The sequence below is a fragment of the Streptomyces sp. NPDC005017 genome (assembly GCF_042873115.1).
Classification (GTDB): Bacteria; Actinomycetota; Actinomycetes; order Streptomycetales; family Streptomycetaceae; genus Streptomyces.
Genome location: NZ_JBIALD010000036.1, coordinates 12,606 through 24,967 on the forward strand (window position 1 = coordinate 12,606; position 12,362 = coordinate 24,967).

A 12,362-nucleotide genomic window follows, 5' to 3' on the forward strand; every position below is an offset into this window, starting at 1 on the left:
CCAGAACGCCTGCCGTTCATCGAACTTGCGGATCCGGCGATCACGGCAGTGGCGCCAACTGAGCGCTGCCGTTGCGGAGTTCACTCCTGACGTGTCATGCGGCACCGTACACGGTGAAGGCCCAGGCCGCAGCCAGGTGGACCGCGTCGGCCGCACGGTCGGCGCGCCTGCTGCGGGCATCTCGCAGAGCCTCGGCCAGGGACAGGCCTGCGGCCAAGCCGTCGTGCAGATCCATCATCAGGGAGACGCCCGCGGCGTCGTTGAAGGGCGCACTGCTCGCCGCCACACCCGCCGTCCCCAGGGGCAGCAGAACATTTACCAGACCGAGGATCTCGTCGGTGTCACCTGAGGCGAAACGGCCAGGGCCCGAGGCGGACAGCACGATCCGATAAGGGCTGCGGCCGAGCCGCTCGAAGTCGTGCACCATGAGCGGTCCGTCGGCCGTCCGCAGCGACGAGAACAGTGGACTGTCCGCACGAAAGGTTCCGTGCGCCGCGATATGGGCCACGGCAGCGCCGTCCAGCTCCTCCAGCATCCTCAGCACCCGTGCGTCGTCATGCGTCAGGACGGTCGTCGAGTCGTGTTTGCCGGCGAGCTCATCGGATACCTCCGCGCCTTCGGTTGCCAGGCCCGGGCCGCGAACGAGCACGTAACGGCCCCCCGGCGGGGGCTCTGTGTTCCGGGCCCGCAGCCAACTCGCCGCCGACGGTGCCACGCTGAATACACGGTAACGGAGACACGGCAGGAGAGCCCAAGGCACACATGGCAGCCGGGCCGACGGTACGACGACGACGGACCCGTACCCGAGATGTGCCGCGGCGGGTCCGAGCAGCAGCTCCTCCAGGCGTCGGCCCATCGCCTCCACGGCCGGCAACTGCCCCTCCGCCCCCGGGTGAGTCAGTCGCCGAAGTCCCGCTTGAGCGTCACGCGCTTCGATCACCACGTCCGCCAGCGGTCCTGCCTCGAAGCGGCGCACTCTGCCCTGCCCGCACACAAGCACCTGTACCCGCCCCCCCACCACGGCGAGCTCGGCCAGGCGTACGTCGTCGCCCAGGCTCTGGAGCAACGCTCTCAAGTCGAAGCGACCTGCGCCCGGCCCGTCCCCGCGTATATGTCGGGTGCGGAAGAGGATTTCGCGCTCCAGGCGCCGCTGTTCCCGCTCCAGTACCGGAAGCGAGCGGCCTTGCGTCCGTGCGGCTTCTGTGCGGGCCGCCATCTCACGGAACGCAGTCAGGCCCCTCATCAGCGCCGGATCGGCTGGCGGTCGGGGCGATGCCCTGGACAGAGCGGTGGCCTGCCATCGCTCGCTCCACGCCAGCAGCCTCCGGGAACTGCCGGAATCAAGACTGACCTGCTGTGCGAGCGAGGCCAGGTCCGCGCCCTGCGCCGTGGCCCAGGCGTACAGCTCCGAGGCGCCCAGTGTCATCCGATAACCCTCGAGCACATCCAGACCGTGTCGACTTGCTTCCAACACACCCCGTCCTGAACCTGCGGACCGGGCCAGGAGCGCCTGTGCCACCCATCCGCTGAGCCGTGCAACAGGCGGCCCACTGTGCCTGCTCCCGGCGGCCACAGCCAGATACTGCTCGGCTTCGGCACTCGAGCCCAGGCTCAGAGCGATCCGGCCTGCCAGCAGCGTCGCCTCCGGCGCGGACGGCGACCCGAGCAGTGTGAGCTGTTCTGCGACAGCGGCCGCGTCGGCAACAAGGTGCCGCGAGCTTCGCCCAGCGGCGACCTTCGCCTCGATCAGCACCAGCCGGGCATGCGACTCGCCCCAACTGCGCCCCTGCCCCGCGAACAGCCGTACGGCCATGCCAGCGCGCGCCTCACCGGTGTGAGCGTCGTCCGTCAGCAGGGCGGCACGCGCGGAGGTCAGCAGCAGCTCCGCCTTGTGGGCCGACTTCCCCCCGGCCCCCTCGAGAATGGCGATGGCTGCCTCGGCTTCGGCCAGCACCTCCGGGGCCAGACCCGCAGCCATCAGCACCTCGCAGCGCCGGACGCTGATCATGAACGTCGGGGTGCCGAGCTTCGCGTAGCGCTCCTCGGCCTCGTCGAACAACCGCAGCGCCGCAGGAAGGTCACCCGCCCGGAACGCGGCCAGCGCGCGGCTCTCCACCACGTCGGCCCTGTCGTGTGCCTGGCCGGCGGTGTCCCAGAGCGCCTCGGCGCCAGTGAAGTCGGCATTGGCCCGCTCGACTTGGCCCAGGGCCAAGTGCACGGTGGCGCGCAAGGTCAGAGCCCGTGCGGTCCAGGCGATGTCGCCTGCCTGTCGCAGCACCGGAACCGCGCGGCGCACATCCTCAAGGGCCTCACGGTGGTGCCCCAGGATCCACCAGGTACAGGCCCGCCGGTAGAGCACACGGGCTCGTGTGTGCCCCTTGGCGCTTTCGATCCCCTGCTCGAGAGCCGTGAGCCCCTGAATGGTGCGGCCGGCATGCACGAGCGCCACCCCGAGAGTGCCGAGAATGTCCGCCTCACGGTCCGACGCCTCGGCGCGTGCGGCGAAGTCACGGGCGCGACGTAGATGGGTCAAGGCGAGCCGCATGTCACCGAAGTCCCGCTGCCAGATACCGATCACCTCGTGGGCTACGGATGCATGCAGCGGTGGCGGATCGCCTGCGAGCAGCCCTTCCGCTTGTGCCAGGGCCTCGTCAGGAGCCGTGAACACCATGGGCAGCAGTGCCAGGACCGTGCTGACCGCCGTGGCCCCCGGCTCAGACTGCGCATGCACCTCCAGAGACTCAGCGCCCCCACCGTGCGTTGACCCCACCTTCGTCCTCCCACCCACCTTGGATCATGTCTGTCGACGTCTAGCGTGTCCGAGCTCCGGACGTCCCGGGCGGGTGATCCCGGTCCCTGGCCCGTGGCCTTCCTCGGGTCCTCGGGCCTGTCTCAGAGCGCCGCTCGGGCTGGTATCCGGAGTGTTGAGCGTGAGCGCGGCCATGCCGTCGGCGAACGTCACGAGGATGGCATCGCCGGAGTTCACGGCCACGGCTGTGACCGCCGATGGCAGCTGGAACGTGGCGCTGCGTGTCCCGGTGGTCAGATCCCATACCGAGGCGCGGCCCGACACGTGACCTGTCACGGCGTGAGGTCCCCCGAGAAGGTCGACCACGGCAAGCCCCGTCACGGCATCCCCCGCATGGTCGGACAGCTCGCGGTGGGGGGATCCGGCTGCCAGGTCCCAGAGGTAGACGATGCCCCCCTCTCCGGCTGAGATGGCGCATGAAGTTCCGTCGAGCTGAGTGACCGCCAGCGCGTTCACCCAGCCGACATGCCCGGTGAGTTCGTAGACGACGGTGTCGGCGTTTAGGTCCCACACTTGGATGCGGCCGTTGTCGGCGCCTGTGACGACGTACGGACGGCCGTCGATGTGCGTCGCGGCCAGTCCGTCCACCCAGGCACCATGGTCGGTGTGCTCGCTGATCCTCGCGCCGGCAGTCACATCCCACACGGCGAAACCTCCGTAACCACCGACGAGAAGGTGGCAAATGTCGGTGAGCTGTACCGTCGTGAGCGTCGTTACGGAGCCCACATGGCCAGCCAGTTCACGGACCAACGTGCCGGTCAGCGGATCCCAGATCCGCATTCCTCCGTAGCCTCCCGTCACAGCCCACGGCAGGCCGGCGGCATCGAACACCGTGAGTGCTCGGACCTCAGACGTCACGGGCCCGCCTCTGGCTCGGCGTGATGCCGAACGGTTCAGCGGCTTACCGCCGTGTACATCCCAGACCTCAATGTGCCCGAGGTCGTCGCCGGAGACAGCGAAGGGTTGGCCGTGAGCCGTAAAGGTCGCCAGCGCCGTCGGAGTCGAACTCACGGCAGCCACCCACCGCACCGTCCAGTCCATGTTGCTTTCGAGCTTCGATTGCAGCGATCCATTGCCACACCGTGCGGCACTGACCGTCAAGAGCTGGCGCCGGGCGGCAAGGGGCATGGATGCTCGTTCGTCAAGGGCGTGCGAATAGGTCGCCGCGTTCGCCGCGGCTTGTGGCCGTAGGGATCCCATGACGTGCGGCAGCAGTTTGAGGAGGACAACCGGATCGGCGAACACCAAGTAGTCGGCGTCTTCGAGTACGTGGTCCAGGCAGCCTGCGTCCGCGGCGTGTTGTGACAGGTGTCGCTGCAGGTACGGGGCGGCGAGATGCCACAGCGGCTGCGCATTCTCGTTCCGCCGCACTGAGGCAGCCAGCCCCTTGTACAGCTGTTGCCGATCCTCATCGCTCGCGGACTCGCGCCACCAGTCGGCCACGCCCTGGTGGAAGAGGCGGTAGAGCGTGGTGCCGTCCTTGTCGACACTTCGGCTGAGGTAGAGGCGGGCTTCGTTGTCAAGGAGGCGGTAGAGCGCCTCCAGTGGAAGCTTCTGGCCTTGGCCGGACGAATCGAACGCCACAGCGTCAGCGAGTACGCGCTCTGGCATGCCCTGCCCCTGCGCGAAGGCGAGGGCAGTCAGCACAGCTCGCAGGAGAGGCTGGTCTCCATGACGCCGGAGATCCATCTCAAGTAGATCCGGCAGACTCCGTGGGGCGGCACCGCCCAGTTTTGCCGCCTCCCTGCTGAGCGGACTGTGCGCTGTACCGGACAGCGTGAAGTTCACGTAGATGCCGGCGGTGAGGAACTCTCCGAGCCGCAGGTACTCCGGCGTGTCGGACTTCTGCTCGGCATCGGCCAGCCGCTCGGCGATCGCCTCCGCCAGGGCCGAGCCGGCCCGTCGCATGGGGCCGCCCGTGTACGGGCCACTGGCCGCCAGCAAGCGCGTCACGTAAGCATAGAGGTCATCGCGCAGAGCTTCTGGAACTGTGACGTCGAGGTCAAGGCATTCGTACCCGTTCCGGGCGGAGAGCAGGGCGTTCACCCTGGCGTCCTTGCGGGTGGCGATCAGCAGCCGGACGAGGCCGTTGTATCTGCGGGCGAGCGGATAGAGCAGCAACTCGGTCACCACGTCAGGTTCGGTCATCTCGTCGAGGGCGTCGATGACCATCGTGATGGGGCGTTCCGACCGGCGGTGACATTCCTGGAGCAGCGCGAAGAGGGAACCCGCCGAATCCTGGTCGGACACCGCCCCGGCGGCCGGCGGTTCCGGTGCCCAGGGTGCTATGCGGCGCACCTGCTTCAGGAGTGCCTGCACCATCTCTCCGAGCGACAGATGACGCGCATGGACGACGACCAGCCGGTCATTCGTGCCCGGAACCACGTGGGCAAGGCTGCGCCAGAGCGGCTTCGTGTATTCACGCAGGTCAGGATGGGCGGCGCAGACCAGCATGCCGAGCAGCGCCGACTTGCCGACACCCGGCTTGCCGGTGACGACGCACAGTGCCGGAGCGGCGCGCTCGTCGTCAAGCCAGCTGGAGAGTCGATTCAGTTCCTCCTGACGCCCGCTGAAGTACCCTTCCTGCCAATTGCGTTGGACCGGTTCGGCGCCACCGGCTCTACGCATGAAGTGCAAAGGGTCCACACCCAGTTCGGCGAGGCGGGCGACTTCAGGCGGCAACCGTTCCGCTGGGGCCGTCTCGGTGAATCCCGGGTTGGGAAAGAACGGCAGGGCCGAGAGATCCGCGTGACTGGGCACAAGGCTCGTCAGCACGGTCTGCGGCAAACCCGCTTCCTGGTCGACGAGTTCGCGTACGGCAGCCTCGACCTCCTTCCACACGGTATTCGCCGGGATGTACCGAAGCGATGGATCGATTCGCAGTTCCCCACGGGCATAGCGGTCAAGGACCTGGACCAGGGCTCGGCTGAGCCGAAAGCTGAATGCCTTGTCCCGCGGCCCGGTTGCGGCAAGAACCCAGGCTCGGCGTCTGGCCACGTCCATGCGGGCGTGCCAAGCGGTCACGGCGGCCTCGCCCGCGTAACAGACGTCCAGGACGAACAGCGTCAGGGGACGGTGTTGATCAGGATGGTCCTCGATCCACTCGATCCACCCGCTGACGGGGTGCCTGAGGCGCAGCGCATCACGGTCGAGCAAGTAGAGCTTCTCGCTGCTGCCATCCGCCAGTTCGCCGTGCCCTACCACATGCACGATCAGAACCCCGATGTCCGGCGAGGTCACCAGCCTCTCGATCAGGTGCTCACAGTCAGCGTGCGGCGACGGGACCGGAAAGTCCTCGTACTCGAAGCCGGACAGGGTCTGGGCGACACATTGGGCGTGTGTTGGCGCGCTGTCGAGCGGGTCAAGCCCCAGTCTGGGCGACGAGCCGTCTGCGTCACGCGCGAGCCGGATTCCGACAGCCAGCACCACACGTCGTCCCGGACCACCGTCGTCGCACTGATCAACAGCCGTCACGACGTCTGACTCCCCCATCAGTATGCCCGGTTCACTCCTCGTCGCGGCCGCCTTTCCCACCAACGATAGACACCACATTCGGTTCCGGGTACGAGATCCTCGAAGTCCGGCGCAGCGGTGGCGGGCGGGGCCATCATGCACTTGCCGCACCACATCACTTCGAGAGGGACGTAAAGTCATGGAGACTCCATCTCCCATCGTCGCCGACCACGCGCGCCCTCTGAAGGTCGTCGCCGTCCACGGAGTCGGCAACGGTTTCGGCGCAGACGTTTCCGCCAGCAGGAAGGAGATGCTGACGGCGGTCAGGGCGAACGCCTGGACGCGTGATCTGGCCGAGGGACTGGGCGCAGCCCCCGACAGCATCGACCTTGACTTCGCGTACTACGCAGACAGGCTGCTCCCCGGGTTTGTGGAGCAGGGACTGGGCACCTACGACAGCCTGGACGACCCGTTAGAACAGGAGATGTTCACGGCGTGGTCGGCACAACTGGGTGTGCCCGTGGAGGTCGCCCAGGGGCATCTGACCATCCCGTTGCGTCAGATCGTCACCTGGATAGCCACCCGATACGACCTCGCCGAAGGCCCTTGCGGTGTCTTCGTCCGCCTCCTCTTCCGTGAAATGGCCGCCTATCTCGGGACGGAGGACTCACCGCGTCGCCTCGCGGCGCGCAAAACGGTCGCTGAGCGCATCGCAAAGCATCGGCCTCGCGTTGTCATCGCGCATTCACTCGGCTCGGTGGTCGCCTATGAAGCACTGCACGCCCATCCCGAACTACGACCGGATCTCTTCCTCACGCTGGGCTCGCCACTGGCCCTCCCCAGGGCCGTCTTCCATCGACTGTCTCCCGCGCCGCAGGGCGCACCGCCAAGCCTGTGCGGCCGGCGTCCGCCAGGCGTCGGCAGGTGGGTGAACATCGCCGATCCCGGCGATCCGGTGGCTGTGCCTCCACGGCTCAGCCGCTGCTTCAAGGGGATCGCCGAGGATCACACAGCCGCCATCGCCACCTTCGACTTCCACCAGGTAAAGAACTATCTCCGATCCGCTGCCACTGCGGCCACGATCGGTCCGTACCTCAATCTGTGAGGACCTCGGCCGATCAAGGGGATAGGAGTCCGAGGTGCGCGCCCGGCGTCTCCAGGAGACGCAGCCCTTCGGTGGTGACCGTTTGTCGACGGGGTCGCCCATGGCTGCTCCACCGCCACCTCCAGCGGTGCCCGGAACGACCACAGGCCGAGTACGGGGGCTTCCTCCGGCTCGGCTGTCGGCCGGATGCCCGGCAGGGCGTGCGCGGCCGCCCGCAGCGCGGCCGCCGCTTCCGTGCGTGCCAGGGACGCGCCGGGACCGCGGTGGCGGCCCATGCCGAAGGCCCGGTGGTGACGGACGTTGGCCCGGTGCGGGCACATCCTCTTCGGGTCCTGGAAGACGGCCGAGTCGGATCCGATGCCTATGAGTATCAGCAGCAGCGGGGCGCCAGCGGGCAGTTCCACCCCGCCCAAGCGGGTGGTCCGCGCGGTAATTCGACGCCAGGTGGTCACCGGCGGTTCGCGCCGCAGCACCTCTTCCGCCCATGCCTCGGCCATGCCTTCCTCCGCCGCTGCACGCGGCAGATGCCGGGTTCGGCGAGCGCCCGGCGGAGCACCGTGAAGATGAGCTGTCCGGTCGTTGACTGGCCCGCGATGAAGACGAAGAAGCACGCGACAACAGCCGCCTCCATGTCCAGTGTGCTGCCGACGGTCAGCTCGTGGCGTGCCAGTGCCAGCTGACACGCCACACATGTCGGTGGTGGGCCTTCACGCTCGCAGAAAGGACCGGGGCGCGTGATCCCCCCTCGTCGCGGCGCGCTCTTGACCGCTCGCGTGGTCATGGGCGGCTTTCCGTGGGGAGGCAGTCGCCGGAGGCGAACAGCTGAGGCCATGCGCTGTTGCCCTGGTAGGCGGCGATCGTCCAGCGGGTGTAGTTCCAGTAGGTGTTGGTGTTGTACTCGGCCAGCAGCTTGGGACAGGCGATTTGGGTGACGACGTCCTGGAAGTGGGATTGCTGGGCGCGGCCGACGAGGGCGCCCGAGCCGTCCCAGGCCCAGACGTACATCATTCGCTCGACGGGGTCGAAGCCGAGGGTGATGGCGTCGTCCCGGTCGAAATGTTCCAGGCCGTGTCCTTCGGCGATGCGTGTGTCCCAGGCGGTGGTGATCGCCTTGACCGTGTCGCCAGCGATGCGGATCTCGTTCTTGTCGCTGCTGGGCAGTTCGGCGGTGGTGAGGCCTGCGTCCGAGCCCTGGGGACGTCCGGCTTCCTCGCTGTAGCAGCCGGTGGTGGCTTGACCGAAGCCAAGGATGGTGGCCTCGTCCTGGCCTTCGTAGTCCTTCCAGTAGACGGAGAACCGGCCGTACGGCCAGCTGGTCGGAGCCTCCTTGAGCCGGTGGGCAAGGGTGACGCAGGCGGCCATCTCGCTCGCTCGGCGGAAGACCTCCTTGTAGTCGTCGGTCAGGGTGGATATGGGGCCACCGGTCACCATCAGGGTCTGGGCCTGACGGTTGTAGGTCACGGTGGGGGTCATGAAGGACATGTCCTTCGTGGCGAGCATGGCTGTTACTTGATCGGCGATGTCGGCCGCGGCCTGCTGTTCGTCTGTGTCGTCTGCGCGGTGGCTGGCTCGCCATTCTCCGGGGACGGGCTGGGTCTCGTCGTCTGCTCGGGTGAAGGCGGCTTCGTTCACGCCTGCGAGCGGGTCAGCTGGAACGGGGATGGCACGCGGGTCGGTTGCGGCCTGGCTGGTCGTCCCCGTGCCGGGGACGACCGTGGATGTCCTGACGGAAGAACGTCTGGGCTCGGGGGTGCCGGTGGAAGCCGTTGGGGCGGTTTCGCCGGACGGGCTGACCGTGTCCGTCTTGCTGCGGTCGTCACGGGAGGCCAGGAATCCGCCTGCACTTGCGCCGATGACGGCTGTCGCGACCAGGACGGCTGCGATGGCTTTGCGTCGAAGGGGCTTTCGAGGAGGGGCGGATGCGGGAAGGGGCCAGGGCGGGTCTTCCGGGGCGGGTATGGACCACAGCACGGGGACCAAGTCGGCGACGAGCGTCTGGGCGTTGCCCGTTGCAGCTGTGGTATGGCCGTCGAACAGCAGGGTGGACTGCGCGGCCAGCAGCTGTGCGCAGTCTTCGGCCGCCTCAGCAGCGGCTGGCCGCTCTGCCGGCTCCTTGGCGAGGGCCTGCTCGAGGACCTCCCTGAGTGCCTCGGGGATGCCGTCGAGATCTGGGCTGCCCGAGATGACGCGGTAGGCCACTGCTTCTGGAGCGCCGGTGCCGAAGGGCAGCCGGCCAGTTGCCGCATAGGCCACCAGCGCGCCCCAGGCGAACACGTCGCCCTCCGCTGCGGTGACGCCGCTGCGATAGTGCTCGGGGCTGATCCAGCCCGGGGTACCGGTCAGCACGCCGGTGCGCGTCACGCTGGTGCCGTCTGCGGCATGGGCAATGCCGAAGTCCAGTACGCGCGGGCCGGCCGGGGTCAGCAGCACATTCTGCGGTTTGACGTCCCGGTGCACGATGCCGGTGGCATGGATCGCTGCCAGGGCCTGCGCGGTGGCGGTGGCGAAGGCGTACAGAGTGCCGTCGGTCAGCGGTCCGTTGGCGGCCAGGTGATCGGCCAGGGTGGGGCCTGGGGCGTATTCGGTCGCCAGCCAAGGGGTGTCCGCATCGGGGTCGGCCTCCAGGAGTGGCAGCAGGAACGGGCCCCGGACCCGGGCGGAAAGCCGGACCTCACGGCGGAACCGGGCTCGGAACTCCGGATCTGCTGCCTGCACGGGATGGATCACCTTCACCGCCAACCGGTCCCCGTCGTCCGTGAGCGCGGCGTAGACCGTTCCCATACCACCTGCACCGAGTCGACCGACCACACGGTAAGGGCCGACTAACGACGGATCATCCGCGCGAACAGGTTGTATTCGCCCGACGAAGCCAGCAGCGCTCACAGATTGTCCGATCAGCCAGTACGGGGAGATGCGTGCGGCTGGATGCTATCTGCCCCAGTACACAGGGACGTAGGGCCTGCCGCCACTGCATCCACGGTGGCTTCGCTGCCGCCGATCCAGACGCTGCCCGGGAATTTCGCGCTGCCCTCGGCCCTGTCCACACCAAGCAGTGACCGCCGTCGACTTCTGCTCTGAGGAGCTGCGCACAGCGGTCACCGAGGACCGACCCGCCTTGAACTGACTCGCTGAGGCGACCACCGCCGCACGCCCCGCCGAAAATTTACACTCAGCTTGAAGCTCTCACTCCTACATCTGAGGCCTTCGGCGACCCATGTCGGAGCATCCGGTGGATCGGCTTGCGGCCGCGCCTCGACCCTGGGCGTGTGCCCCGGCCGCGCGCAGCCGCCGGATCGCCGAGAGGTAGGAGCCGTCGACGAGACGGGCCAGGACCGGGGTGCGGCGGTTGCTGCGGAGTCGGCCCAGGACCTTCGCGCCGGTCGCGGTCGCCTTTGCCAGGAAGGCGTTGGCGTCCAGGCCCTTGTCCCACAGCACCAGCATGTCCGGCCTCAGCAGGTGCAGCAGTCGGCAGGCGTAGGCGGTCTCGCCCTCGCCGGCGGGGCCGAACACCGCGCCGATCAGGGACCTTGTCCCCGTCTCGACCAGCGTCATCAGCTCCAGCGTGGGATAGCCGTGATGGGCCGTCCGCCCGAGCCAGGCCCGGTTGCGGGGCGAATCGGGTACCCGCAGCGAGCTGCAGCCGTCGAAGGACACTGTCCGATAGACGCCGAAGCGCACTCCCGGCGTCGTCGGGCGGGCCAACGGACCGGCGAGCACCTCGAACAGCGACCGCACCGGCGCGGCCCCCAGCCGCCGGCGCAGGTCCCGCAGGGCCTTCGCGCTCGGCGAGGCCACCGGCACCCCGCTCAGACCGCCGGTGAGCTTGTCCCAGACCAGCCGGTAACCGACCTCGGGGAACAGGCACATCGCGAGCAGGAAGTACATCCCGACCCGGGACGGCAGATCACGCAGCCGCCGCCGCACCGTCCGCGTCTCCGCCGGCACCGCATCCACCAGCTCGAACGGCACCACGGCGGTCAGCTCTCCCAGATGGCCCGGCGCGAACCGACCCGCCGCCACGGTCACCGTACGGGTGATGGCCGTCAGCGCCGACGGCAGGGCAGGATGAACCCGCAACGGAGCTCCTCCCGTACAAGCTGTCTTGGTCGACCGCCTGTGCCAACGAGCTCCGTTGCGTTTCCGCCTCGACCCCTCAACGTGCTTGCAGGACCTGCGAAAACGCTAACTTCCCGACCTTGGGCCTTGACCCCTGACGTCGGACACGCGAGACACTGGATCCTGAGGATCTGAGGACGGACATCTCGTGGCATGAAGAACTACCCGCCTGAGTTCAACGCGGACGCGGTCGCGCTGTACGAGTCACGCCCCGAAGCGACGATCAGGGCGGTCGCCACCGACCTGGGGATCAACCCGGAGACCCTGCGGAACTGGGTGAGGGCTGCCGGAGCAAGCTGTCCCCGCGGACGCCGGAACCAGCCCAGCCGCCGACGCCGCTGGAAGCGGGGAACGCGGCCCTGCGGAAGAAGGTCCGCGAGCTTGAGGAGAAACGCGAGATTCTGCGGAAGGCCGCCAAGTATTTCGCCGGGCAGACGTGTTGGGTCGGATGACAGCGGGCCAGGCACATCGTCACTGTGTTCGGTGCTCATCTGCCCGCAAGCAGCACAGGGGAGAGGACTGGCCGAGGTGGTCACGCAGACGAGCGGCCGGTGATGCCCGGCACAATCGTGGTCCTGGTCCGGCGGTAGGTCCTGAAGCCGTACATGGTCAACGCTGCCCAAATGGCGGTACTGGCCAGAGGCCACCACAGATCCCAGCCCTGCTCGCCCTGGACGAGATTGACGACCCAGTTCACCGCCCAGCTGACCGCGAGACCAAGTGCGGCCCACCTGGCCCACCGCCACATTCGCATCGTTCCCCGGGCACGGGTTTCCTGTGAGCTCTGATCATCCTGTCGAAGTCGTGTGCCATTCATACCTACCCGCCTACCCCCTGCCCGCTCCTCGTCTCCCGGCTCCCGCCAGACGGCCGAAAACG

The 12,362-nt window shown here is 68.0% G+C and carries 7 protein-coding genes; 2 read left to right on the top strand and 5 right to left on the bottom strand.

The window, feature by feature from the left end; all coding sequences use genetic code 11:
* Window positions 1-94 precede the first annotated feature (94 nt).
* Window positions 95-2,671, bottom strand: coding sequence for a CHAT domain-containing protein (locus ACFYR0_RS34775; protein WP_389337466.1), 2,577 nt, complete (start codon window positions 2,669-2,671; stop codon window positions 95-97).
* A gap of 123 nt (window positions 2,672-2,794) precedes the next feature.
* Window positions 2,795-6,283 carry an AAA family ATPase gene (locus ACFYR0_RS34780; RefSeq protein ID WP_389337351.1) on the bottom strand — a complete coding sequence of 1,163 codons (3,489 nt, stop codon included), beginning with the start codon at window positions 6,281-6,283 and terminating at the stop codon, window positions 2,795-2,797.
* Between the two features lie 178 nt (window positions 6,284-6,461).
* On the opposite strand from ACFYR0_RS34780, the gene ACFYR0_RS34785 reads away from it, so the two are divergent.
* Window positions 6,462-7,367, top strand: a complete 906-nt coding sequence (locus tag ACFYR0_RS34785; RefSeq protein WP_389337354.1) for a hypothetical protein — start codon at window positions 6,462-6,464, stop codon at window positions 7,365-7,367.
* Here the strand turns inward: ACFYR0_RS34785 and ACFYR0_RS34790 are convergent.
* From ACFYR0_RS34790 to ACFYR0_RS34800, 3 genes are all read right to left on the bottom strand, one after another.
* Window positions 7,313-8,059: a cytochrome P450 gene (locus tag ACFYR0_RS34790; RefSeq protein ID WP_389337357.1), complete on the bottom strand. Its 747-nt coding sequence runs from the start codon at window positions 8,057-8,059 to the stop codon at window positions 7,313-7,315. The genes ACFYR0_RS34785 and ACFYR0_RS34790 overlap by 55 nt on opposite strands.
* Window positions 8,060-8,144: 85 nt before the next feature.
* Window positions 8,145-10,148, bottom strand: a complete 2,004-nt coding sequence (locus ACFYR0_RS34795) for a serine/threonine-protein kinase (protein WP_389337360.1) — start codon at window positions 10,146-10,148, stop codon at window positions 8,145-8,147.
* A gap of 408 nt (window positions 10,149-10,556) precedes the next feature.
* Entirely contained in the window at window positions 10,557-11,444 is an 888-nt protein-coding gene (locus ACFYR0_RS34800; protein WP_389337363.1) for a transposase, read from the bottom strand.
* Between the two features lie 192 nt (window positions 11,445-11,636).
* On the opposite strand from ACFYR0_RS34800, the gene ACFYR0_RS34805 reads away from it, so the two are divergent.
* Window positions 11,637-12,038, top strand: a complete 402-nt coding sequence (locus ACFYR0_RS34805) for a transposase (protein ID WP_389337365.1) — start codon at window positions 11,637-11,639, stop codon at window positions 12,036-12,038.
* Window positions 12,039-12,362: the final 324 nt, after the last annotated feature.

Coding starts and splice junctions, on each gene's coding strand:
- ACFYR0_RS34775 (WP_389337466.1), bottom strand. CDS start 2,671: ATGGTGTTCACGGCTCCTGACGAGGCCCTGGCACAAGCGGAAGGGCTG.
- ACFYR0_RS34785 (WP_389337354.1), top strand. CDS start 6,462: ATGGAGACTCCATCTCCCATCGTCGCCGACCACGCGCGCCCTCTGAAG.
- ACFYR0_RS34790 (WP_389337357.1), bottom strand. CDS start 8,059: ATGTGTGGCGTGTCAGCTGGCACTGGCACGCCACGAGCTGACCGTCGG.
- ACFYR0_RS34795 (WP_389337360.1), bottom strand. CDS start 10,148: ATGGGAACGGTCTACGCCGCGCTCACGGACGACGGGGACCGGTTGGCG.
- ACFYR0_RS34805 (WP_389337365.1), top strand. CDS start 11,637: ATGAAGAACTACCCGCCTGAGTTCAACGCGGACGCGGTCGCGCTGTAC.